This is a genomic window from Methylobacterium sp. WL19, assembly GCF_008040005.1.
In the GTDB taxonomy this organism is placed as follows: Bacteria; Pseudomonadota; Alphaproteobacteria; order Rhizobiales; family Beijerinckiaceae; genus Methylobacterium; species Methylobacterium bullatum.
On sequence record NZ_VRVC01000002.1, the window covers coordinates 68,565 to 92,728 of the forward strand.

Below are 24,164 nucleotides of genomic sequence, written 5' to 3' on the forward strand. Positions count from 1 at the left end.
GGTTTGGCGATCAGGCCGCTTCCGTTGCCGCGCCGACCAGCTGGCGGGCCTGGAGCATCGACATCGGATCGCCGAAGGCAGGACCTTGCGCGTATTCGCAGCCGAACTCGGCCAGGGCCTGCGCATCGGTTTCGTTCTCGGCGCCGTCGGCGATGATCGCGAGGCCGAGTTCCTGGGCCATCTTGACGATGGAGCGCAGCATCACCGAGTGCCCGGCCGCCATCTGGCGCACGAAACTCGGGTCGATCTTGATCGTGTCGAACGGGAACCGCTGGAGATAGGACAGGGCCGAGTAGCCGGTGCCGAAATCGTCCAGCGAGAGGCCCGCCCCGAGATCGTGGATGCGGCTCAGCATCTGGGCCGCGTATTCCGGGTTCTCCATCACCAGCCCTTCGCCGAGTTCGAGCTTGAGCGAACCGGGAAGCACGCCCGAGCGGGCCAGGATCGTCTTCACGTCGTGAAGCAGGTCGTGCCGGAGGATCTGCCGCGAGGACACGTTCACGCATGCGAAGATCGGCGGATCGACGTCGAGTGAGCGCTGCCAGGCGGCGAGTTCGAGGGCCGTGCGCTCCAGGGCGAAGATGCCGAGATTGACGACGAATCCGCTCTCCTCGGCGATGGGCATGAAGGTGGAATGCGGAATGCGGCCGAGCTTGGGGTGGTCCCAGCGCAGGACCGTCTCGAACCCCGCTACCGTGCGGTCCTCCAGGCGGACGACGGGCTGGAACAGCACCTTCATCTCGTTGCGGTCCAGGGCGCGGCGCAGGTCGGCTTCGAGCATCAGCCGGTCGCTGCGTTCGTTGCGCATGGAGGCGCGGAACACTTCGGTGCGGTCGCCGCCGTTGCGCTTGGCCTGGATCATCGCGATCTCGGCGTTCTTGAACACGTCCTCGCGCTTCAGGGCGGCACCGGCCTCGTGCAGGACGATGCCGATGGAGACGGTGAGGAAGATCTCGCGGTCGGCATAGGTGATCGGCGTGGCGATGGCCCGGCGGATCATGTCCGTGAAGGCGAGGATGCGGTCCGGCTCGCGCTCCGAGAGCAGGATCAGTCCGAACTCGTCGCCTGCGATGCGGGCCAGGGAATCCTGCGGGCGCAGAAGCCGGCCGAGACGGCGCGACAGGGTGAGCAGGATCGAATCGCCCGCCGAAAGACCGATGGCGTCGTTGATCGCCTTGAACCGGTCGACGTCGAGGAGGATCGTCGTCGGTTTCAGGCGCGCGTCCTGGCTCGCGAAGGCGAGGGCGGCGTCGAGGCGGTCGTTGAACAATTCGCGGTTGGGCAGGCCGGTGAGGCTGTCGTGGATCGCGTCGTAGAGCAGACGCTCCTCGGCCGTCTTCACCTCGGTGACGTCCGAGATGGTGCCGACGATGCGGATGACCTCACCGTCCGGTCCGATCACCGGCCGGGCCTTCAGCCGGTACCAGACATAGAGGCCTTCGGTGGAGCGCAGGCGGAAATCGTGGACGATGCGGCCGCGCCGTTCCTCGATCACCGTGTCCAGGGCGGCCGAGTATCGATCCACGTCGAAGGGGTGGACGAGGCCGAGCCAGTTCGAGGCCGGCCCCTCGAGGGTGCCGCGCTTGAGGCCGAGCTGGTTCTCGATCTCCTGTCCGGCGAAGACCCGGTCGGCCGGCACGTCCCAGTCGAAGACCACGTCGCCGGCGCCCGTCAGGGCCAGGGCACGCCGTTCGGTGTCCGAGACCAGGGAGTGGGTCATCCCGCCGCCGGTGAAGGCGTGCTGCATCACCGTGAAGCCGATGAGCATGACGATGAGGACGAGGCCTCCGATGAGGGCGGGCTGGACGAGGTCGCTGCCGATCTGGCCGGTGATGGCGAAGCCCGCGGCCACGACCCAGACGAGGAGCAGGAACCAGGTCGGCACCAGCAGGATCGCCCGGTCGTAGCCGTTATGGATGGCGAGATAGACGATCAGCAGCAGGCCGACGCCGGCGACGGCGGCGATGGAGATGCGGGCGACGCCCGCCGCCACCGGCGGGTCGAACACCGCCAGGCCCACGAGGCCGGCCAGGAACGCGAGCCAGAAGAAGGCCACATGGCCGTAGCGCACATGCCAGCGGCTCAGGTTGAGATAGGCGAACAGGAAGACGAGGAGCGTCGCCCCCAGCACCGCCTCTGCGGAGGCCCGGTAGACCCGCTCGGCCACTTCGGTGACGGGAAAGACCCGCTGCAGGAACCCGAAATCGATGCACGCATAGGCGAGCACCGCCCAGGCGAGGGCGGCGGCCGCGGGGAAGATGATCGCGCCCTTCACCACGAAGATGATCGTGAGGAACAGGGCAAGCAGCCCGGCGATGCCGATGATGATGCCCTTGTAGAGCGTCAGGCCGGTGGATTTCTTGCGGTAGGCTTCCTGGTCCCAGAGATAGACCTGCGGCACGTTCGGCCCGTTCAGCTCGGCGACGAAGGTGACGGTGGCGCCGGGATCGAGGGTGATCACGAACTGGTCGGCTTCCGGGTTCTCGTCCCGCTCGGGCCTGATACCCTGGCTCGCCGTGATCGCCGCGATGCGCGAGCCGCCGAGGTCCGGCCAGATCACGCCCGAGCCGACGAGACGGAAATGGGGCGCCACGAGGACCCGGTCGACCTGCTCGTCGGTGTCGTTGGTGAGCGCGAAGACCATCCAGTCGGGCCGCGCTCCGCTGTCGCGGGCCTTCACCACGATACGGCGGACGATGCCGTCCTTGCCGGGGGCGGTAGAGATCTGGATCAGGTCGCCGTCCGAGCGATAGCGCTCGATCATCGGCGTCAGATCGATCGCCGGAGCGTCGAGGGTCACGCGCACGGCTTCCACGGCCGAAGCCGGCATCCCCGTTCCGAGGAAGCCGATCAGGAGCGAGACGAAGGCGGTGAGGACGAGGAAAGATCTGCGCAACGGGCGAGTGTTCCGGCCGGGCGGGCACTGACGAGGAATACGGCTCAGCTTGTGGCCCAGTCGTACCGGCGGGGGGGTCCACGGACAAGGCGAGCGGCTTGCCCGCAATCGCGGCACCCACTGCTTCTTGGCGTAGCGCCGAGGCGTTTTGGATCGCGTCCTTTTGCGGCCAAAACAAGCCGGACACACTTCTGAAACGTGGAGGCGTACGCCTGGAACGCTAACAGGGTCGACAATCGCCGGTATGAGATCAAACCCATGACCCTTTGCCGGGCGTTCGGTCGGTCGTCGAAAGCCTTATCCTCGACGCCGAGCCGCCCGGCCGGCGGCGCCCCTCAATTCGCCCGCAGCACGCCCGTCATCTTCTCCAGGGACGGGAGCTTCTTGATCGGGCCGATCGCGGCGAGCGTCGGAGCGCCCGAGAGCAGGCGCAATCCCGCCGCCCTGACGTCATCCACCGTGACGGCATCGATCTTGGCGATGACTTCCTGAGGCGGGATCACCCGGCCCCAGGCGAGCATTTGGCGGGCATTGCGCTCGATCCGGCCGCCGGGGGTCTCAAGGGCCGATAGGAGTGCCACCTTCACCTGCGCCTTGGCGCGGGCGACCTCCACGGAATCGGCATCGCGCGCCGCCTTGGCCGTGGCCGCCAGGGTCACGTCGACGAGTTCGGCGAGATCCGAGCCGGACGTGCCGGCGCCGATGCCGAACAGGCCGCAATCGACGAAGGACCAGTGGAATGCCTGGATCTCATAGGCGAGGCCGCGGGTCTCGCGCACCTCGTGCCAGAGCCGCGAGGTGAGACCGCCGCCGAGCACCTGCGCGAACATGTGGAGCGCGTAATAGCCTTCGTCGCGAAAGGAGAGACCGGGCAGGCCCAGCACGAGATTGGCCTGTTCGAGCTTCTTCTGGATCCGCTTCTCGCCGCCGACATAGGTGCCGGGGACCATGTCCGGGGCGACTGTCGCCGGCATCCCGCCGAAATGATGCTCGGCCGCCTCGACGATGGCCTCGTGGGAGATGGCCCCCGCTGCGGCCACGACGATGCGGTCCGGGGTGTATTCGCGGGCGAGATAGGCTTCGATGGCGTCGCGGTCGAAGCTCGCGATGGTCTGCGGCGTGCCGATGATCGGACGGCCGATCGGCTGGTCCGGAAATGCCGCCGCGGTGAAGGCCTCGTAGACCACGTCGTCGGGCGTATCCTCGATGGCGGCGTATTCCTGCAGGATCACGCCCTTCTCGCGGGCGAGTTCGCCCGCGTCGAAGACCGAGCGGGTGAGGATGTCGCCGATGACGTCCAGGGCGACGCCGGCATCCTCGCCGAGGACGCGGGCGGTGTAGCTGGTGCCCTCGGCGCTGGTAGCGGCATTGATGTCGCCGCCGACATTCTCGATGTCCTCGGCGATCCGGCGGGCCGAGCGGGTCTCGGTCCCCTTGAACGCCATGTGCTCGATGAGGTGGCTGAGGCCGCCCTCGTCGGGCCTCTCGTGGCGCGACCCGGCGCCCACCCAGACGCCCAGGGTCGCGGTGGCGACACCGGGCATCGTCTCCGTGGTGACGGTGATGCCGTTGGAGAGGCGGGACACCTTCAGGCCGGGAGAAGCGCCATGGGTCGCGAAATGCTGGTTCATGGGTTCTCAGTTCCCCGCCGTGATGCGTGAATGTGCGCGGATGAAAGCTTCCACCGCCGCCTGGTCGTTGGCGACGCGGGTGAAACGCTCCTTCCGATCCAGCAGATCGGCGAGGTGCGGCGGCAATACGGGGCGAAGGCCGCCCGTCGCCTGCGCGACGGCATCCGGAAACTTCGCCGGATGGGCGGTGGCGAGGGCGACGACGGGGGTCTTGCCGTCCTTCTCCAGAAGGCGCCGGCCGGCATGAACGCCGATGGCGGTATGCGGGTCGATGACCATGCCGATCTCCCGGTGGACCCGCGCGATCTCGGCGATGACGGCCTCCTCCGGAACGGACGCGGCATCGAACTCGCCGCGGACGGCCTTGAGGACCGCCTCGTCGAGGTGGAAGCCGCCCGATTGCTTGAGACCGGCCATCAGTCGCGACAGGCTCGACGCGTCGCGGCCCAGAGCCTCGAACAGCAGGCGCTCGAAATTCGAGGAAATCTGGATGTCCATGGAGGGCGAGGTGGTCGGCTGGACGCCGCGAACCTCGTAGGCGCCATGCTCCAGGGTGCGGGCCAGGATGTCGTTGGCGTTGGTGCCGATCATCAGGCGCTCGATGGGCAGGCCCATGCGCTTGGCGACCCAACCGGCGAGGATGTCGCCGAAATTGCCCGTCGGCACCGCGAAGGAGACGGGGCGGTGCGGTGCGCCCAGGGCCACGGCGCTGGTGAAATAATAGACCGCCTGAGCGGCGACCCGCGCCCAGTTGATCGAGTTGACGCCGGAAAGTCGCAGCTCGTCGGCGAAATCCGCGTGCTGGAACAAGGCTTTGACGATGTTCTGGCAATCGTCGAAATTGCCGTCGATGGCGATGGCGTGGACATTGTCCGCGCCCACCGACGTCATCTGGCGGCGCTGCACCTCGGAGACGCGGCCATGCGGGAACAGGATGAAGATGTCGACCTGATCGAGCCCTCGGAAGGCTTCGACGGCGGCGCTGCCGGTATCGCCCGAGGTGGCGCCGACGATGGTGGCGCGGGAGCGGCGGGACCGCAGGACGTGGTCCATCAGCCGGCCGAGGAGCTGCATCGCCACGTCCTTGAACGCCAGCGTCGGACCGTGGAAGAGCTCCAGCAGGAACAGGTTGTCGTCGAGCTGCACCAGCGGACACACCGCCGGGTGGCGGAAGGTGGCGTAGGAGTCCTCGATCATCCGGTCGAGATCGGCGTCCGCGATCTCGCCGTCGATCAGCGGCCTCAGGACGAGCTTGGCCGCATCGGCGTAGCGCTGTCCGGCGAGCCCGGCGATCTCGGCACGGGAAATCTGCGGCCAACTCTCGGGCAGGTACAGACCGCCGTCGCGGGCAAGGCCGGCGAGGAGAGCATCGGAAAAGCTGAGGGGCGCCGCGGCGCCGCGGGTCGAAACGTGTAGCAAAGGGGCCTCCGGGAAGGGGGCCGGTCTACACGAAGTGGATGGCGCTGTCGAAAGCCGGAAATTGCCGACGTCCGGGATCACGCTTCGCCGATAGATGAATGAAGCGGCGCCGTTTCCGCGAAGACCGAATCGATCAAGCTCCGCCGACCTCGTCGAGGAACCTTTCGATCGCCCGCTCCGTCCGAGACTTCGTTCGCGCCTGAGCGATGTAGTCCAGCCCCGCCTCAGACACCGCCTCGGCATGGGCTTCCTCGGTGCAGAGCCGCCGTATGGTCTCGGCCAGATCGTCCAGCGTCTCGGTGAGAGCCGGATACGGGGCCGGAAGGTCCTCTTCCAAGTCGCCCCAAAGCAGGCCCGCCAGCGGAACTCCGGCCGACAGGCACTCGTGCTGCGCCAGGCCGAACCCCGCCCAGGGCGGCAGGGGACTGACGTAGCACGAACACGAGCTCTGCAACTCGTCCTTGGCGCGCCCGTCGAGGAAGCCTCCCACCGTGTCCTGTCCGTACATGACGATGTCGACGGATCGCCGCTTGGCCAGTTCGATGACCTGATGGGTCAGCGCCAGGTCGTAGCGATCGCGCGTGTTCGGCCGCGATTTCATCGTCCAGGCGCGGTCCGCGCTCCATCGGTAACGCCGCTCGGGCTCGTACCAGGGGGCGATCACCCAGGACGGTTTGTGCAGCAACGCCGGATGATGGGTGCGTTGAAGGGCGAGGACCTTGCGGGACAAGGTGATGACGCCATCCACCTCGTCGATGAGCTTCGGCGGAAGAAGTCCCGCGCGTCCGTTGTGGATGATCCAGATATGGGCGGCGTTGGGCAAATGGGTTCTGGCTTCCTCGAGCTGAAGCGGGGTGGTCACGAGGACGGCTGCGACGTTCTCGTCGCTCCCGTCCCAGGACGGAACCTGCAGCAGGGCCGATTCCGCCAAGCCGTCATGATCGCCGAGCTTGGCCGCTTCCAGATTCCATCCGCCGGCGGACGCCCAGTTGTTGAGGAGCGTCGGGGATTGAAGGGCTGCCACGATGCGGGGCACGCCCACGCCTCTCGCGGATGCGACGGGCCGCCGGAGGAGCGGCCGGGTCACCTCTTTGCGCCGGGCGGCGGGCTGCCCGGCATCGAGATCCGAACTGGAGAGATGGTTGGCGAGATCGATCTCGAACGACCGAACGTGGTCCGACTCGCTGTGCCCGAGACGGAACACGACGAATACCTCGTTGGAGAAAGCGAGCTTGGCCCTTCCGAAACTGGCGGCGAGCAGACGTACCGGAATCTGCTCGATCAGGCCCTTGTGGCAAACCACCTGCCGGACAGAGGGGATGTCGTCGAGGTCCGAGAAGGCGATCAGGCCCGGGCGATACTCCTTGAGCCCGTCCGGTGCCGCCGTGGCGGCAAGGAGCGCGCTGTCTTCGTCCAGGAACGCGAGGAGAGCCGCCCAATACGGATCCACCGGCTGTGTTCCGCTCATCTCGACCTCATCCTCCTCGATCCGGCGAGACCTCGAACGTCTCTCACCAAATTCCCACCGCGCCGTCGCGCTCGGTACGAGGACCGGTCGTCACGGAGGGCTTCCTGAGGCCTTCTTTAGCCGCGAAGGGGGCGCGGCGCATCTACCGGCGGATCGGGTTCTTTAGGGAGCTTCAGGCTTCGGGAAAGACCGGGCCATGACCATCCCAGCCGGACCTCGCCTATGCGTTGTCGCCGGGCGCCTTGACGAGGCGGCAGCCATTGATCCGCCATGTGCCGTCGCTCTGCTTTTCGAGGCTGTAGAGCGCAGTCCAGTCGATGCCGTTCTCGTCCTGCAGCGTCATGCCCAGGCTTAGACCGTCCTCGCCGCTCTCCTCGACACGATCGATGCTGAAGCTGCGGGCGCGGTAGACGGCACCGTATCCCTTCCGGACCATCTCGATGAACGTGTCCGGTGAGGCGAACATCCCCTGGATCGACGGGGCGGCCTGGGCATAGGCGGTGGCCGCGTCGTCCTTGCGGAACGCCGCGATCTGACGCTCCACCGTCGCCCTGGCTGCGAGCTTCGCCGCTTCGTCTGCGGCCCGGGCCGGTTCCGAAGCGAGACAGGTGAGGGCGATCAGCAGGGAGAGGACGGCGCGCATGGACCACACTCCGCGATGGGGATGTCCGACGTCAGGATAGCGCGACGCGTCCGGCCGGCAAGAGCGAGCCCGGATCCCGAGCCCTGCCGGCTTCCTTATGTGGCCGGGTTGCTCGCGGAGCCGTCCCGTTCTTCCGAGAGACGTTTCCACGCGAAGACGCCGAAGACGCCGACCAGGCAGGCGGCGATGCCGAACCATGTGAAGGCGTATTGCATGTGGTTGTTGGGAAGGTCGACGCGAAGCTGTCCGCCCTTGGGCCAGCCGCCGGGGTTCGGCGTGGCATCCGCCTCGATGAGATAGGGCATCACGGTGAGCCCCCTCGCAGCGGCGATGCCGTCGATGTCGCGATGGAACCACTCTCCCTTGGCGGGCTCCGGCGGCGGCACGAACATGGTCCGTATCTCGGAACCGCGCAGCATCCCGGTGATCGTGACCGATCCGGCGACCTGTCCCGGCTGGCGCCGCGCCGCATCCTTCAACTCCGTGGGCACGAAACCCCGGTTGACGATGACGAGGCTGCCGTCATCGTCCCGCTTCAACGGTGTCAGAACGTAGAAGCCCTGGAGAGCCTTGCCAGGCACGGCACCGGCCGCGAGACCGTGGACCAGGGTCTCCTGATCGTTCAGCAGCGTCCCCGTCACCCGCACGCGCTCGAACTCGTCCCGCGCCGGATCCCAATCGTTTCGGGCCGGGAGAGGGGCAGGGGGCTCGGCGCGCGAGCGAGCGACGATGCGGCCGATCAGGGCTTCCTTCTCGCCCTTGCGATGCAACTGCCAGACGCCGAGGCTCAACAGGATGGCAAGGCAGATCAGCGAGGCGATGGCGGGCGCCGCAAGCGCCCGCACGGCGCCCGGACGAACAGGCTTGGGCATCAGCGAAAGCGCCCCTCGGCGGCCTTGTTGGCGAATTGAAGCGCCGCCAGCATTCCCTTCAACGGGCGCACGAGGGCGAGGCTCAGCCCGACCGACAGGGTGATGGCCACGACGGCATGGACCCAGATCGGCGGCTCGAAGGTGATCTCGAGCCAGAGCGCCAGCCCGACGACGACGATGCCGACGATGGACATGACGAAGAAGGCGGGGCCGTCGCCGGAATTGAAGTTCGAATAGTCGAGGCCGCAGACCTCACAGGACGGCCGGAACGTGAGGAAGCCGTCGAACATCGCGCCCTTGCCGCAGCGGGGGCAGCGGCAGCGCAATCCGGTGGGAACTGGCGGCGGTAGCGGCCGAGGGTGATTCACGATGCTTGCTCCTCGGTGACGGGCGAGTCCGCCGTCCGCCCCATATGGGGTTCCCGGCAGTCATGGCACGAAAAAGGGCGGCTCGCGCCGCCCTGATTCTCATACCTGTGTCGCTTCGCCTCGATGAGGCGGGACCGGTGTCAGTGAGCCGCCGTGCCGGCGCCCCAGACGTAGATCGACGCGAACAGGAACAGCCAGACCACATCGACGAAGTGCCAGTACCAAGCGGCGAACTCGAAGCCGAGATGCTGCTGGACTGTGAACTGGCCGAGATAGACCCGGTATAGGCAGATCGCGAGGAAGATCGTGCCGATGATGACGTGAGCGCCGTGGAAGCCCGTCGCCATGAAGAAGGTCGCCGAGTAGATGCTGCCCGAGAAGCCGAAATGCGCGTGGCTGTACTCGTAGGCCTGGCAGGCCGTGAACAGCACGCCGAGGATGATCGTGAGCCACAGACCGTATTTCAGGCCCTTGCGGTCGTTGTGCAGCAGGGCGTGGTGAGCCCAGGTGATCGTCGTGCCGGAGGTCAGCAGGATCAGCGTGTTGAGGAGCGGCAGGTGCCAGGGATCGAACGCCTCGATGCCCTTGGGCGGCCAGGTGCCCCCGGTGAAATCCAGGCGCGTGGTCTGGATCGGGTCGGCGGTGTAGAGCGCCGCCTCGAAATAGGCCCAGAACCAGGCGGCGAAGAACATCACCTCGGAGGCGATGAACATGATCATGCCGTAGCGGTGGTGAAGCTGCACCACGCGGGTATGGTCGCCGGCATTCGCCTCGTGGACGACGTCGCGCCACCAGGAGAACATGACGTAGAGCACACCGATCGTGCCGGCGCCGAAGATGTAGGGGCCGGGGCTGAGCGTGCCGATCTGCAGGCTCTTCATCCAGAACACGGCGCCGAACGCCATGAGGAAGCCGGAGAAGGCACCCAACAGCGGCCAAGGGCTCGGGCTCAAGATATGGAAGTCGTGATTCTTGGCGTGCGCCTCGGCCATCTCAATTCTTCTCCTCACCCCGGGCCCAATGCCGCGAACGGCTCTGACCTTCTGAACGTTCGGCTACACCGGAACCCTTAATCGGGACGGCGCAGTGTTGTCACGCTTGAGACCTCAAAAAACCTGGCGCGTACAAAACGCGTCCCGCCAAATTATTTGACGACCTCAGAAATTGGTTTTCGCACCCTTGCCGTCCGTCGTCGCCAGGGCGGCCGAGGGCTGGCCGTTCTTCGACGCGAAGTAGGTGTAGGAGAGCGTCAGTTCCTGCAGATGGGCGGTGTTCGAATCGGCGCGCACGGCCGGATCGATGTAGAACACCACCGGGAAATCCATCGTCTCGCCGGGCTGCAACGTCTGCTCGTTGAAGCAGAAGCATTGGATCTTCACGAAGAAGCTGCCCATGAGCCCGGGCTGGACATTGTAGGTCGCGATCCCCGTCGAGGGGGTCGTCCCCGTGTTCTTGACGCGGAAGAACACGGTCTTCGTCTCGCCCAGACGCGCCTCGATCTTCGGCGTCTCCGCGACGAAGCGCCAGGGCAGGGTCGACGCGACATTGGTGTCGAAATGGACGACCATGCTGTCGTCCATCGCGACCTGAGTGGGAGCGAGCCCGACCCGCGGCGTGCCGTCATAGCCGGTGGCCTTGCAGAACATGTCGTAGAGCGGCGCCGACGCGAAGGCGAGGCCGACCATTCCCAAAGCCAGACCCGCGCAGGCGAGGGCGGTGACCGAAGCCTTGCGGTTCGGCGTGCTGCTTCGCTTGGTTGGCATGCCGGTCATGATGACGTCCGACTCTCTTCGCTGAACGATCCTGTCGATCGGGTCACAGCGGGCGGTTGAGGATCTGCGGTCCGAGCTTGGCGATGGTCAGGGCGTAGAAGATGGCCACGAGGACGAACAGCACCGTGGCGATGGCGATCGAGCGCCTGCGCTGGCGCTGCTGCTCCTCGGGCGTCAAACGCCGCGGCGGCGTGGATTTCTCCGGCATCGAGGTCACGCGAGCACCGCGCGGTAGAGCCCGAGGCCCTGCTCGGCCAGGACCGCCGAGAACAGCAGGAACAGGTAGAGGATGGAAAAGCCGAACATGCCGAGGGCGGCCTTGCGCTCCGCCTCGCCCTCGCGGTTGCGGTAGACATGGACGCTGAAGGCCAGCATCCCGAGGCCGCCGATGAAGGCGGTGACGCCGTAGAGCCATCCACCGAAGCCGAGGAACACCGGGGCGAGGCCCACCGGGAACAACACGATCGAGTAGTAGATGATCTGGCGGCGGGTGGATTGCGGCCCGGCGACGTTGGGCATCATCGGGATGCCGGCCTTGGCGTATTCGCCGGCCTTGATCAGCGCGAGCGCCCAGAAATGCGGCGGCGTCCAGATGAAGATGATGAGGAACAGGATCGTCGATTCGATGCCCACCGATCCCGACACGGCCGCCTGACCGATCATCGGGGGCAGGGCACCGGCAGCGCCGCCGATGACGATGTTCTGCGGCGTCGCCCTCTTCAGCCACATGGAATAGACGACGGCGTAGAAGACGATCGTGAAGGCCAGGAGCGAAGCGGCGAGCCAGTTCGAGGCGAGGCCGAGCACCAGCACCGAGCCCACCGACAGGACGATGCCGAAGGCCAGGGCCTCGCCGGGCTGGATGCGGCCGCCGGGTATCGGGCGGGTCGCGGTGCGGGTCATGACCGCGTCGATATCGGCATCCCACCACATGTTGAGGCAGCCGGAGGCGCCGGCGCCCACCGCGATCATCAGGAGCGAGATCACGCCGACGACGGGCTGGATGTGAACGTGCGAGACCACCATGCCGACGAGGGCGGTGAAGATCACCAGCACCATCACGCGCGGCTTCAGGAGTGCGAAGAAATCCGCGACCTCACCACCGACCATCATCGGGGTCGGCGCGAAATCGTGCGGCTCGGCGGCAGCGGAGACGCTGTTCGACAGGCTCGTCATGGGGTCCCGATACTGTTGTCGGTATGGCCGGAATTCGGATCACGCCGTCTCTGGCGCCGCCCTTTGCGGGATGTCGCTCGGTGAAGAGGGGCATCCGGTAAAGAGCGAGGACCGCTCACGCGATCCTCGCAATCCCTAGTGTCGTTTTAGAACAATCGCAATTTCGAAGCCGACCGCGATCGTGAAGACGGCAGTGCCTCAGTGACCGTGGTCGTCGACGATGGTCGGCAGCGTCTCGAACTGGTGGAAGGGCGGCGGCGAGGAGAGCGTCCACTCCAGTGTGGTGGCGCCTTCGCCCCACGGATTGTCGGCAGCGCGGACCTTCGAACGGAAGGCGAGGACGACGCCGATGAAGAACACCACCATGCCGAGAGCGAAGATGTGACCGCCCCAGGTGGAGACCTTGTGCCAGCCGGCGAAGGCTTCCGGGTAGTCGGCGTAACGACGCGGCATGCCGGCGAGACCCAGGAAGTGCATCGGGAAGAACAGGACGTTCGCACCGATGAAGGCCAGCCAGAAGTGCAGCTTGCCGGCCCATTCCGGGATGACGTAGCCGGTCATCTTCGGGAACCAGTAGTAGACACCGGCGAAGATGATGAACACGGCGCCGAGCGACAGCACGTAGTGGAAGTGGGCGACGACGTAATATGTGTCGTGCAGGTACTTATCGACCGCCGAGTTCGCCAGCACGACGCCGGTGACGCCGCCGACCGTGAACAGGAAGATGAAGCCGACCGCCCAGTGCATGGCGGCGGTGAAGCGGATTGAGCCGCCCCACATCGTCGCGATCCACGAGAAGATCTTCACGCCGGTGGGCACCGCGATGACCATGGTGGCGAAGACGAAGTAGGACTGCGTCTGGAGCGACAGGCCGACCGTGTACATGTGGTGAGCCCACACGACGAAGCCGACGACGCCGATGGCGACCATGGCATAGGCCATGGCGAGGTAGCCGAACACCGGCTTGCGCGAGAAGGTCGAGATGATGTGGGAGACGATGCCGAAGGCCGGCAGGATCATGATGTACACTTCGGGGTGGCCGAAGAACCAGAACAGGTGCTGGTAGAGCACCGGATCGCCACCGCCGGCCGGATCGAAGAAGGTCGTGCCGAAGTTGCGGTCCGTGAGCAGCATCGTGATCGCGCCGGCGAGGACCGGGAGCGACAGGAGCAGCAGGAACGCGGTCACCAGCTCGGCCCAGGCGAACAGCGGCATCTTGTGCAGGGTCATGCCCGGCGCGCGCATGTTCAGGATGGTGGTGATGAAGTTGATGGCGCCCAGGATCGAGCCGGCGCCCGAGAGGTGGAGGGCGAAGATCGCGAAGTCCACGGACGGGCCGGGATGGCCGGAGGTGGAGAGCGGCGGGTAGACGGTCCAGCCCGTGCCGGCACCGGTGGTTCCGGGGGCGCCTTCGACGAACAGCGAGCAGACGAGGCTCGCGAAGCCGGCGACGGTCAGCCAGAACGAGATGTTGTTCATGCGCGGGAACGCCATGTCTGGCGCGCCGATCATGAGCGGGACGAACCAGTTGCCGAAGCCGCCGATGAGTGCCGGCATCACCATGAAGAACACCATGATGAGGCCGTGGCCGGTCACGAACACGTTGTAGGTGCCGGGATTCGAGAAGTACTGCAGGCCGGGCTCTTCCATCTCCATGCGGATGCCGAAGGAGAGGAACGCGCCGATGATGCCCGCGCAGAACGCGAACAGGAGGTAGAGCGTGCCGATGTCCTTATGGTTGGTCGACAGGAACCAACGGGCGAAGAAGGACGGCGTATGGGAGGCGTGGGCGTCGTGATGCCCTGATTGTGCTGTGGCGGTTGCCATCGTTGCAGACCCTGTTCAGGTTTCTCTAAATCTCTCGATTTGCGAATGGACCGACCCGGTGAAGGGCCGGTCCAGCCGGTGCCGTGGGGCGGCGCCGGAAAAAGCCGCTACTTGGCTTCTGCGAACTTCGAACCGTCGTCGAGGCGGGCGAACTTGGTCTTCCCCTCGGCGAGCCAAGCGGCGTAGGCCTCGTCGCTCACCACCTGCACCGTGATGGGCATGTAGGCGTGGCGTGCGCCGCAGAGCTCCGAGCACTGGCCGTGATAGGTGCCCTCACGCTCGGCCTTGAACCAGAACTGGTTCAGGCGGCCGGGGATCGCGTCGATCTTGAACCCGAAGGACGGCATCGCCCAGGAGTGCAGCACGTCGGCCGCGGTCACCTGGATCTTCACGATCTTGTTCACCGGAACGACCATGTCGTTGTCGGTGCCCAGCAGCTTGGGCTGCTTGTCTTCGTCGATATTGGCATCGAAGGTGAAGCCGCCGCCGTTCTCCACGGCCGGGTACTCGTAGGACCAGTACCAGGCATGACCGATCACCTTGATGATGACGTCGGCCTTGGGGTCCGAGAGCTGGGTGCGCAGCAGGCGGAACGAGGGGATGGCCACCGCCACCAGGATCAGCACCGGGACGATGGTCCAGGCGATTTCGATCATGGTGTTGTGAGTGGTCTTGGACGGGACCGGGTTCGCCTTCGCGTTGAACTTGAAGATGCAATAGACGATCAGGCCCAGCACGAAGGCCGAGATGCCGAAGGAGAGCCAGTGCATCCCCTGCTCGAACGTGTGGATGTCCCGCGCGTTCTCGGTGACGGCGACCTGACGGTCCATCTGCCACGGCTCGGGCTGGCCGATGCCCGCCGCCAGGGCGGCTGTAGAAACGAGGGCGGTGCCGAGCGCAGCAAAAGCGCCTGCAGCAAGTCCCCATGATGACCGGTGTTGCGCCTGCGTGGTCCGCATGTGCCTCTCGTGGCTCCCCTTGGTATCGTTCTACGTCGTCCCGCAGCGTCTTGCGACTTTTGACGTCGCGCGCAAGTCCTAGCTCAACGGGAAAGGCAAGCCTCGATCACGTATTTCGGGCCGGCATTGCCGGTGTCAGACCACATGGAGGTCGACGGCGCAACCGCAACAGCGTCGCATGGATGAGGCTTTCCCCGTAGTCCAGGCCGAAGGGAGCCCGAATGACGAGCGGGGTTCAAAGCGATTTTGCTCGGCGGCGAACTTAAATTTATCTTACAGCCGTCTTCGGGGCTGAATCCGTCGCCAGTATAGCGCCGTTCCCGCTATGGAGGGGGCTTGATCCCGTGCGAGGATGCCCGTGCCCATCCAGGTTTCGAACGCGCCGAAGGCCGGAACGGGGATGAACACGATAGGGTCCCGGCGGTGATCGAGCGTCTCGAATTCCTCCTTGCCTTGGCCCGCGAGCGGCATTTCGGCCGGGCGGCGCAATTCTGCAACGTGTCTCAGCAAACTCTGTCGGCCGGGGTGAAGCAGCTCGAAGAGCGACTCGGCGTCCTGCTGGTGGAGCGCGGGTCCCGCTTCCAGGGGTTCACCCCGGAAGGCGAGCGCGTCCTCGATTGGGCACGCCGGATCGTCGGCGACGCGCGCGCCATGCGGGAAGAAGTGGCCAGCTTGCGCCGGGGTTTGTCGGGTACCCTGCGGCTCGCGGCGGTTCCCACCGCGACGCCCATCGTCGCCTCGTTGACGACGCCCTTCCGTGCCCGCCATCCCGACGTGCGGTTCTCCGTCCACTCGACGACCTCCGGCGAGATCGGCCGGCTGATCGCCGACCACGAGATCGACGCCGGAATCACCTATCTGGAGAACGAGCCCCTCGGGAAAGTCATCGCGGTGCCACTCTACCGCGAGCGCTACCGCCTGCTCACGGCCATCGACGGCGTCTACGGCAAGAGGGATTCGGTCAGCTGGGAGGAGGTCGGTCGTCTGCCCCTGTGCCTGCTCACGCCGGACATGCAGAACCGCCGCATCATCGACGGTCACTTGCACAATGCCGGGCGGGATGCCGCGCCGCTGCTCCAGTCCAACTCGATGATCGTGCTGCTCACCCATGTCCGCACGGCGAAATGGGCGAGCGTGATGCCCGCTGTCCTCGCCGACAGCTTCCGCCTGAGTGAGCGCGTCCGCTCCGTTCCGATCGGTGAGCCCGACGTGAGCCACATGATCGGGCTGGTGGTGCCGGAACGGGACCCGATGACGCCCCTCTGCGCCGCGCTCATCGTCGAGGCCCAGGCGATCGCTCCCACCGTCGCCGACGACATCGCCTCGCTCTGACGGGCTGCCCCGCAACTCACTCGTCACACTGCCCTTTCGCAGCGCACAATAGAATTATAACAAAAAAGCATTGTCGACCGACCGAACCGCGCGATTGATTCACGTTCGGAGATATACCACCTTGGAACGACAACAAGTTCACTAGGTAGGAACAATGCTGCAGCACGAGCCCTGGAGCGCGCAGCGTGCGGCCGGCATCATCGCCGACCATACGCATCTCGAAGGCGCCACGCTCCCCATCCTCCACGCCTTGCAGGAGACCTTCGGTTACGTGGACGAGGGCGCGGTACCGCTGATCGCGGATGCGCTGAACCTGTCCCGGGCCGAGGTTCACGGCTGCATCACGTTCTACCACGACTTCCGTCGCGCTCCCTCGGGCAAGCATCAGGTGAAGCTGTGCCGGGCCGAGGCCTGCCAGGCCATGGGCTCGGACGCGTTGCATGCCGACATTCTCGCCCGCCTCGGGATCGATTGGCACGGGACGACGCCTGACGGTCAGATCACCGTGGAGCCCGTCTATTGTCTCGGCCTCTGCGCCAACGGTCCGGGCGCCCTGGTCGACGATGAGCCGCTCGCGCGCCTCACCGCAGATTCCCTGGAATCGGCCCTCACGGAGATGAAGTCGTGAGCATCACCATCTATGTCCCGCGCGACGCCGTCGCCCTCGGTCTCGGCGCCAACCGTGTCGCCCGCGCGATCTTCGCCGGCGCCGAGCGCCGCGGCCTCGACGTCACCATCGTCCGCACGGGCTCGCGCGGGATGCTGTGGCTCGAGCCCATGGTCGAGGTCGCGACCCCGGAGGGCCGCATCGCCTACGGTCCCGTCACTCCCGGCGATGTCGACGGCCTTCTCGATGCCGGTCTGGTGAACGGCGGCGAGCATGCCCTTCGCCTCGGCAAGCCCGAGGAGATGACCTATCTCGCCCGTCAGCAGCGCCTGACCTTCCATCGCTGCGGTGTGATCGATCCCGTCTCGGTGGAGGATTACCGGGCGCATGGCGGCTATAACGGGCTGGATGCCGCGCTGAAGCTCGATGCCGCCGGCATCGTGGCGCAGGTGCGCGATTCCGGTCTGCGCGGACGCGGTGGCGCCGGCTTCCCCGCCGGCATCAAGTGGAACACGGTGATGCTCGCCCAGTCCGAGCAGAAATACGTCGTCTGCAATGCCGACGAGGGCGATTCCGGCACCTTCGCAGACCGGATGATGATGGAGGGCGATCCCTTCAACCTCATCGAGGGCATGACCATCGCGGGCATCGCGACGGGTGCCACGCGCGGCTATATCTACCTGCGGTCCGAATATCCCCAGGCCTTCGCGACGCTCAAGGAAGCGATCGTCAACGCCCGGGCCGCCGGCTATCTCGGCGAGAACGTGGCGGGCTCGGGCAAGGCCTTCCATCTCGAAGTGCGCTTGGGCGCCGGCGCCTATATCTGCGGCGAGGAGACCTCTCTGCTGGAGAGCCTGGAGGGTCGTCGCGGCATCGTCCGCGCCAAGCCGCCGATCCCGGCACTCAAGGGCTTCCTCGGTCAGCCGACCCTCGTCAACAACGTCATGACCTTCACGGCCGTGCCCTACATCCTGGAGCACGGCGCCAAGGCCTATGCCGATTACGGCATGGGTCGTTCGCTCGGCACGCTGGCGATCCAACTCGCCGGCAACATCAAGCATGGCGGCCTCATCGAGTTCGCCTTCGGCATCACCCTGCGCGAGATCATCGAGGATTTCGGCGGCGGCACGCAGAGCGGCCGTCCGGTCCGCGCCGTGCAGGTCGGCGGCCCCCTTGGGGCCTACTTCCCCGACCATCTCCTCGACACGCCTCTCGATTACGAGGCGATGGCGGCCAAGAAGGGCCTCGTCGGCCATGGCGGCATCGTCGTGTTCGACGACACCGTGGACATGGCCAAGCAGGCCCGCTTCGCCTTCGAGTTCTGCGCGGTGGAATCCTGCGGCAAGTGCACCCCCTGCCGCATCGGCGCGACGCGCGGCGTCGAGACCATGGACAAGGTCATCGCCGGCATCCGTCCCACCGAGAATCTCGCCGTCGTGGCCGACCTTTGCGACGTCATGACCGATGGGTCGCTCTGCGCCATGGGAGGCCTCACACCGATGCCCGTCATGAGCGCGATCACCCATTTCCCCGAGGATTTCCAGCAGCGCGGACCGATGTCCGTGGCCGCTGAATAAGGAGGCGCGACCCATGGCCCTCATCAAAGAGATCGATTACGGCACCCCGATCCGGGTGAACGAGCAGACCGTCACCCTCACGATCGACGGCATGAGCGTGACCGTTCCCGCCGGCACCTCGGTGATGGCGGCGGCGATGCATGCCGGCACGCAGATCCCCAAGCTCTGCGCCACCGATTCGCTGGAAGCCTTCGGCTCCTGCCGCCTCTGCCTCGTCGAGATCGAGGGGCGGCGCGGCACGCCCGCCTCCTGCACCACCCCGGCCGAGAACGGCATGGTGGTCTCGACCCAGACGGACAAGCTCGCCAAGCTCCGCAAGGGCGTGATGGAGCTCTACATCTCCGATCACCCCCTCGACTGCCTGACCTGTGCCGCCAACGGCGATTGCGAGTTGCAGGACATGGCCGGCGCGGTCGGCCTGCGCGACGTGCGCTACGGCTATGACGGCGCCAACCACGTCAAGCCGACCTCGGACCAGTACCTGGCCAAGGATACGTCGAACCCGTATTTCACCTACGATCCGTCGAAGTGCATCGTCTGCAATCGCTGCGTCCGCGCTTGTGAAGAGACCCAGGGCACCTTCGCGCTGACGATCTCGGGCCGTGGCTTCGACAGCCGCGTGGCTGCCGGCCCCACCGACTTCTTCAACTCCGAATGCGTGTCCTGCGGCGCCTGCGTCCAGGCCTGCCCGACGGCGACGCTGCAGGAGAAGTCGATCATCGAGCACGGCCAGCCGGACCATTCCGAGGTCACCACCTGCGCCTATTGCGGCGTCGGCTGCTCGTTCAAGGCCGAGATGCAGGGTACCCGCATCGTCCGCATGGTCCCCTACAAGGACGGCAAGGCCAACGAGGGCCATTCCTGCGTCAAGGGCCGCTTCGCCTACGGCTACGCCACCCACAAGGACCGCATCACCAAGCCGATGATCCGCGACAAGATCACGGACCCCTGGCAGGAAGTGTCGTGGGAGGTCGCGATCGACCGTGCCGCGTCGGAGTTCAAGCGCATCCAGGCCAAGTACGGCAAGGATTCGGTGGGCGGCATCACCTCGTCGCGCTGCACCAACGAGGAAGCCTACCTCGTCCAGAAGCTCGTGCGCGCCGCCTTCGGCAACAACAACGTCGATACCTGCGCCCGCGTCTGCCATTCGCCCACGGGCTACGGCCTGATGTCGACGCTCGGCACCTCGGCCGGCACGCAGGATTTCGCCTCGGTGGCGCATTCCGACGTGATCCTCGTCATCGGCGCCAACCCGACGGACGGTCACCCGGTCTTCGGCTCGCGCATGAAGAAGCGCCTGCGTGAGGGTGCCAAGCTCATCGTCGCCGATCCGCGCAGGATCGACCTCGTGAAGTCGCCCCATATCGAGGCCGATTATCACCTGCCGCTGAAGCCCGGCTCCAACGTCGCCTTCATCAACGCGATGGCGCACGTCATCGTCACGGAAGGGCTCATCGACGAGGCCTATGTCCGCGAGCGCTGCGATCTCGGCGACTTCGAATCCTGGGCGCGTTTCATCGCCGAGGAGCGTCACTCGCCCGAGGCCCAGGCCGACAAGATCGGCGTGAACCCCGAGGACATCCGGGGTGCCGCCCGCCTCTACGCCACCGGCGGGGCCGCGGGCATCTATTACGGTCTGGGCGTCACCGAGCACAGCCAGGGCTCGACCATGGTCATGGGCATGGCCAACATCGCCATGGCCACCGGCAATATCGGCATGCTGGGCGCCGGTGTGAATCCGCTGCGCGGCCAGAACAACGTCCAGGGCTCCTGTGACATGGGCTCGTTCCCGCACGAGCTGCCGGGCTACCGCCACGTGTCGGACGATGCCACCCGCGAGACCTTCGAATCCCTGTGGGGCGTCCAGCTCGACAAGGATCCGGGCCTGCGCATCACCAACATGCTCGACGAAGCCGTCGATGGTGCCTTCAAGGGCATGTACATCCAGGGCGAGGACATCGCCCAGTCCGACCCCGACACGCACCACGTCACCGCCGGCCTGATGGCGATGGAATGCATCGTCGTCCAGGACATCTTCCTGAACGAGACGGCGAAATACGCCCACGTCTTCCTGCCGGGCGCGTCGTTCCTCGAGAAGGACGGCACCTTCACCAATGCCGAGCGGCGTATCAGCCGCGTGCGCAAGGTGATGCCGCCGCTGGCCGGCTACGGCGATTGGGAGGGCACGATTCTGCTCTCCAACGCGCTGGGCTACCCGATGAACTATTCGCATCCCAGCGAGATCATGGACGAGATCGCCTCGCTCACCCCGAGCTTCAAGGGCGTGAGCTTCGCCAAGATCGACGAGCTCGGCTCGATCCAGTGGCCGTGCAACGACGCCGCCCCCAACGGCACGCCGATGATGCACGTGGACCGCTTCGTGCGCGGCCTCGGGAAGTTCATGATCACGGAATACGTGGCCACCGAGGAGCGCACCGGCCCGCGCTTCCCGCTCATCCTCACCACCGGCCGCATCCTGTCGCAGTACAATGTCGGCGCGCAGACCCGCCGCACGGAGAACTCGCGCTGGCACGAGGAGGACGTGCTGGAGATCCACCCGTTCGACGCGGAGGTGCGCGGCATCGTCCACGGCGATCTGGTGGCCTTGGAGAGCCGTTCCGGCGACATCGCCCTCAAGGCGATCGTCTCCGAGCGCATGCAGCCGGGCGTGGTCTACACCACGTTCCACCACGCCAAGACCGGCGCCAACGTCATCACCACCGACTTCTCGGACTGGGCCACCAACTGCCCCGAGTATAAGGTGACGGCGGTGCAGGTGCGACGGACCAACCGGCCGTCGGATTGGCAGGCGAAGTTCTTCGAGGAGGACTTCTCGCTCACGAGAATCGCGACGCAATTGAATGCTGCCGAGTGAACGGAACGATCTGAACGAGAGCGACGCGCCGGCTCCGACGAGCCGGCGTGTCCCGACCCTGGTCGTGGCCTACGACGACCCCACGGCCCGCGAAGGGCATCGCGATCTTGCCGTCGAGATGCCCGTCAACCTCGTCTATGGCAGCGTGCCCTACGCGGTCATGATGACGACCCCGTCCGACCTGGTGGATTTCGCCTACGGGTTCAGCCTCACCGAGGGAATCGTCGAGTCCGTCGACGAGATCAGGTCGGTCCGGGTCGAGGACGGAGACGGGGGATTGCGCCTCGTGGTCGATCTCGCACCGGGGCGGTTGCGCGAGCACCTTGCCCGGAAACGCGCCATCTCCGGGCGCACCGGTTGCGGCGTCTGCGGGATCGACGATCTCGCGGCCCTGCCCAAGGCGGAGCCGCGTGCTCATGCGGTGCAGGCGGTCGGGATCGAATCGATCCAGCGCGCCCTGCTTGGAATGGGCGACGCGCAGCTTCTCAACCACACGACCCGCGCCGTCCATGCCGCGGCCTGGGCGGATCGGGACGGCAACCTTCTTGCCCTGCGCGAGGATGTCGGCCGCCATAACGGCCTCGACAAGCTGATCGGCGCGCTGATGCGGGAGCGGACCGACCCACGCGAGGGGTTCGTCGTCATCACCAGCCGCTGCTCGTTCGAAATGGTCGAAAAGGCCGCGACCTTCGGCGCCGCGATCCTCGTGGCGATCTCGGCCCCGACATCGCTGGCCATCGACCGGGCGCGCCTGCACGACATGACGCTCTGCGCCATCGCCCGGTCTGACACCCTCACGGTCTTCACCGGCCGCGAACGCCTTCTCCTTGCAGCCGAGCGCTAGAGGCGCGCGGCCCCCTTCACCCGTCGACCAGAGCTAGTCCCATGAGCGCCCTGACCACCAACGACAAGCTCGTCCGCATGGCGAACCAGATCGCGGGCTTCTTCCGATCCTATCCGGATGACGAGGCGGTCGCCGGCATTCACAAGCACATCGTCGCGTTCTGGACGCCGAAGATGCGCCGCGCCCTCGAAGCGCATGGCCCCACGGAGGGAAGCGGCCTCGATCCGCTGGCGTTGAAGGCGATCACGACCTCCCCGGACCAGAACGACAGCCCCGTTCGGGCGGCCACCAACGATCCGCACCTCCAGGGTGCCGGCGCCAGCGACGCCGGCTGAACGGCCGGAGGCGTTTCGAAGAAAAAGGCGCCGAGCCCTCATGGCTCGACGCCTTTTGTTGGCATGGTGGAAATCGAGGGCCGGCTATTCGGCCGGACGGTCGCCTTGCTGATCCTTGTCGGTCGATCCCGGCACCACCGTCGCGCCGCCGATGACCCGAACGGCTTTCCTGTCAGACGGCGGGTCGCTCCAAGTCTGAGACTTGGCGGATGACGGAGCCTGCGCCGTGTCGCGGCGGGGCTGATTCGCTGCCGGCGTCGTTGGCTCGGCCTTCGGCTGCTCGATGGCGGCGACCGGCGGCGTGCTGGCCCGAGCGTCGGACGCTGCGTCCGCGGGGGACGGCGAGGGGGCTTCCGGCGCGAGCCGGGGCGCGGCCGGTTTCGCCGGCGGGGCCAATCTGGTGATTTTGCGGGCAGGTGCTGCTTCCGCCGGGCGTCTGACGTCGCCGGACCGGGCATCCGGGTTCAGGCCCAGCGGATTGCGGTCGGAGGGTTCGGCGCGGCTGGTGGACTCGGGGCGCGCCGCCACGTCGTAACGTGGCTGCCGGCCGATGCCATCCTGGCTCGGGATCCTGCCGGGAGGAACCAGTCGTTCCGCTTCGCGCATCGGTCGACGGGGCTGCTCGTCCGCTTCGGTCCAGCCATAGCCGGGCGCCGCCGGACGGGCGACCGGAACCGGTGCCGGCTGCATCGGGACACCGAGCCGCTGGCGGTCGAGAACGGCGCCGTCCCGTGCGTCCACGAACAAACGGACTCTGTCTCCATAGGGGCCGGTCGCTTCGACGATATAGGCCCGGCCGTCGAATCGCGGCCGCGTCACTTCGGTGAAGCCCCGGTCGTTGAGGCGCCAGACCACGGCACGGGGGGGAAGGAACGGATCGGGCTCGTAGCCGTACTGTGCCTGGGCCGTGCCCGTCCCGAGAGCCAACAGGGTGATGAACCCCGCCAGCATGGTCAGGCTGATCGTATGGGAGCGCACAGGCGCCCTGCGGCTCGATTCCATGGTGCCTCGTCTCGATGAAGTGTCGTCGTTCCGTAGCCCACTGTTGGCGCAGGTCTAAGGAGGTCTCCGTGCGGTCCATCACCCCGCATGCCGCTTGTGCTTGGCAAGCCCTGTAGAATGCCCGAATGGGGCGGGAATACGGGTGAAGCGCGGCAAGTCGCGGGCGGCCTCGATCCGCCGCCATTCGGCGAGGGGGCGAGTGCTGTTCATAGGCTGCCTTGCGCCTCGGCCGGTCGCGGCGTCGCATGGCGCATCAAACCTGTCCATCGGGCGCGCGAGCCTCTTGCTGGACCGTTTAAAATCTGTCACCTTCCATAATTAGGACAGTACGGCTGTCCCATTTTTGGCGGGGCGTCCCCACGGCGAGCGATCGCCGGGGACGAAGTGCCTTCGAGGAACGTGGAAGGTCTGGAGCGGGTGTCGAATCTCACGAAAAAACGAGATTCCAAGCCGGTCGCCATCGCGGCGATCCGGGCCCGCACGGCTTGAATTCAAGCCGGCGCTGAGCCCGCGGAGAGCGGGCGCTTCCTCACCGAAGACCCTGCCCGAATCCGACCGCGT

21 protein-coding genes are annotated in these 24,164 nt (G+C 66.4%); 6 read left to right on the forward strand and 15 right to left on the reverse strand.

Annotated elements, in window-relative coordinates; translation table 11 throughout:
* Positions 1–10: 10 nt before the first annotated feature.
* The 13 genes from FV220_RS01190 to coxB form a co-directional block, all read right to left on the reverse strand.
* On the reverse strand, positions 11–2,830 hold the full coding sequence (locus tag FV220_RS01190) for an EAL domain-containing protein (protein ID WP_246689351.1): 2,820 nt from the start codon (positions 2,828–2,830) through the stop codon (positions 11–13).
* A 401-nt stretch (positions 2,831–3,231) separates the two neighbouring features.
* Positions 3,232–4,527, reverse strand: coding sequence for a pitrilysin family protein (locus FV220_RS01195; protein WP_056140569.1), 1,296 nt, complete (start codon positions 4,525–4,527; stop codon positions 3,232–3,234).
* Between the two features lie 6 nt (positions 4,528–4,533).
* Entirely contained in the window at positions 4,534–5,946 is a 1,413-nt protein-coding gene (gene thrC, locus FV220_RS01200; RefSeq protein ID WP_147829131.1) for a threonine synthase, read from the reverse strand.
* A 133-nt stretch (positions 5,947–6,079) separates the two neighbouring features.
* Entirely contained in the window at positions 6,080–7,414 is a 1,335-nt protein-coding gene (locus FV220_RS01205; RefSeq protein WP_147829133.1) for a glycosyltransferase, read from the reverse strand.
* Between the two features lie 220 nt (positions 7,415–7,634).
* Entirely contained in the window at positions 7,635–8,057 is a 423-nt protein-coding gene (locus FV220_RS01210; RefSeq protein WP_056140577.1) for a DUF4864 domain-containing protein, read from the reverse strand.
* A 95-nt stretch (positions 8,058–8,152) separates the two neighbouring features.
* Positions 8,153–8,929, reverse strand: coding sequence for an SURF1 family protein (locus FV220_RS01215; RefSeq protein ID WP_147829135.1), 777 nt, complete (start codon positions 8,927–8,929; stop codon positions 8,153–8,155).
* Positions 8,929–9,300, reverse strand: a complete 372-nt coding sequence (locus FV220_RS01220) for a DUF983 domain-containing protein (RefSeq protein ID WP_187273292.1) — start codon at positions 9,298–9,300, stop codon at positions 8,929–8,931. The genes FV220_RS01215 and FV220_RS01220 overlap by 1 nt, the downstream gene beginning before the upstream one ends.
* A 137-nt stretch (positions 9,301–9,437) precedes the next feature.
* Positions 9,438–10,289 (reverse strand): cytochrome c oxidase subunit 3, encoded by an 852-nt coding sequence (locus FV220_RS01225; protein ID WP_018045001.1) that lies wholly within the window; start codon positions 10,287–10,289, stop codon positions 9,438–9,440.
* 165 nt (positions 10,290–10,454) lie between these two features.
* Complete coding sequence (locus FV220_RS01230) at positions 10,455–11,069, reverse strand: cytochrome c oxidase assembly protein (protein WP_147829137.1); 615 nt, start codon at positions 11,067–11,069, stop codon at positions 10,455–10,457.
* Positions 11,070–11,112: 43 nt separating this feature from the next.
* A complete protein-coding gene (locus FV220_RS25325) occupies positions 11,113–11,277 on the reverse strand; it encodes a hypothetical protein (RefSeq protein WP_162238932.1) in 165 nt (54 codons plus the stop codon).
* Positions 11,278–11,282: 5 nt separating this feature from the next.
* A complete protein-coding gene (locus tag FV220_RS01235; RefSeq protein WP_027172192.1) occupies positions 11,283–12,245 on the reverse strand; it encodes a heme o synthase in 963 nt (320 codons plus the stop codon).
* A gap of 198 nt (positions 12,246–12,443) precedes the next feature.
* Positions 12,444–14,072, reverse strand: coding sequence for a cytochrome c oxidase subunit I (gene ctaD / locus FV220_RS01240; protein WP_018044997.1), 1,629 nt, complete (start codon positions 14,070–14,072; stop codon positions 12,444–12,446).
* A gap of 107 nt (positions 14,073–14,179) precedes the next feature.
* On the reverse strand, positions 14,180–15,031 hold the full coding sequence (gene coxB / locus FV220_RS01245; protein ID WP_026176137.1) for a cytochrome c oxidase subunit II: 852 nt from the start codon (positions 15,029–15,031) through the stop codon (positions 14,180–14,182).
* 423 nt (positions 15,032–15,454) lie between these two features.
* Here coxB and FV220_RS01250 point away from each other — a divergent pair, with 423 nt between their 5' ends.
* From FV220_RS01250 to FV220_RS01275, 6 genes are all read left to right on the forward strand, one after another.
* Positions 15,455–16,363: a LysR family transcriptional regulator gene (locus FV220_RS01250; protein ID WP_018044995.1), complete on the forward strand. Its 909-nt coding sequence runs from the start codon at positions 15,455–15,457 to the stop codon at positions 16,361–16,363.
* Positions 16,364–16,517: 154 nt separating this feature from the next.
* Positions 16,518–16,991 (forward strand): formate dehydrogenase subunit gamma, encoded by a 474-nt coding sequence (locus tag FV220_RS01255; RefSeq protein ID WP_018044994.1) that lies wholly within the window; start codon positions 16,518–16,520, stop codon positions 16,989–16,991.
* Positions 16,988–18,547 carry a formate dehydrogenase beta subunit gene (locus FV220_RS01260; protein ID WP_056140587.1) on the forward strand — a complete coding sequence of 520 codons (1,560 nt, stop codon included), beginning with the start codon at positions 16,988–16,990 and terminating at the stop codon, positions 18,545–18,547. Before FV220_RS01255 ends, FV220_RS01260 begins: the two co-directional genes overlap by 4 nt.
* Before the next feature lie 13 nt (positions 18,548–18,560).
* On the forward strand, positions 18,561–21,422 hold the full coding sequence (gene fdhF / locus FV220_RS01265) for a formate dehydrogenase subunit alpha (protein WP_056140590.1): 2,862 nt from the start codon (positions 18,561–18,563) through the stop codon (positions 21,420–21,422).
* On the forward strand, positions 21,409–22,266 hold the full coding sequence (gene fdhD, locus FV220_RS01270; RefSeq protein ID WP_147829139.1) for a formate dehydrogenase accessory sulfurtransferase FdhD: 858 nt from the start codon (positions 21,409–21,411) through the stop codon (positions 22,264–22,266). The genes fdhF and fdhD overlap by 14 nt, the downstream gene beginning before the upstream one ends.
* A gap of 41 nt (positions 22,267–22,307) precedes the next feature.
* Positions 22,308–22,601 carry a formate dehydrogenase subunit delta gene (locus tag FV220_RS01275; protein WP_018044990.1) on the forward strand — a complete coding sequence of 98 codons (294 nt, stop codon included), beginning with the start codon at positions 22,308–22,310 and terminating at the stop codon, positions 22,599–22,601.
* 84 nt (positions 22,602–22,685) lie between these two features.
* On the opposite strand, the gene FV220_RS01280 is transcribed toward FV220_RS01275, so the two are convergent.
* Entirely contained in the window at positions 22,686–23,603 is a 918-nt protein-coding gene (locus FV220_RS01280) for a hypothetical protein (RefSeq protein WP_147829141.1), read from the reverse strand.
* Positions 23,604–23,681: 78 nt separating this feature from the next.
* On the reverse strand, positions 23,682–23,813 hold the full coding sequence (locus FV220_RS26345; RefSeq protein WP_280529911.1) for a hypothetical protein: 132 nt from the start codon (positions 23,811–23,813) through the stop codon (positions 23,682–23,684).
* Between the last annotated feature and the right edge of the window lie 351 nt (positions 23,814–24,164).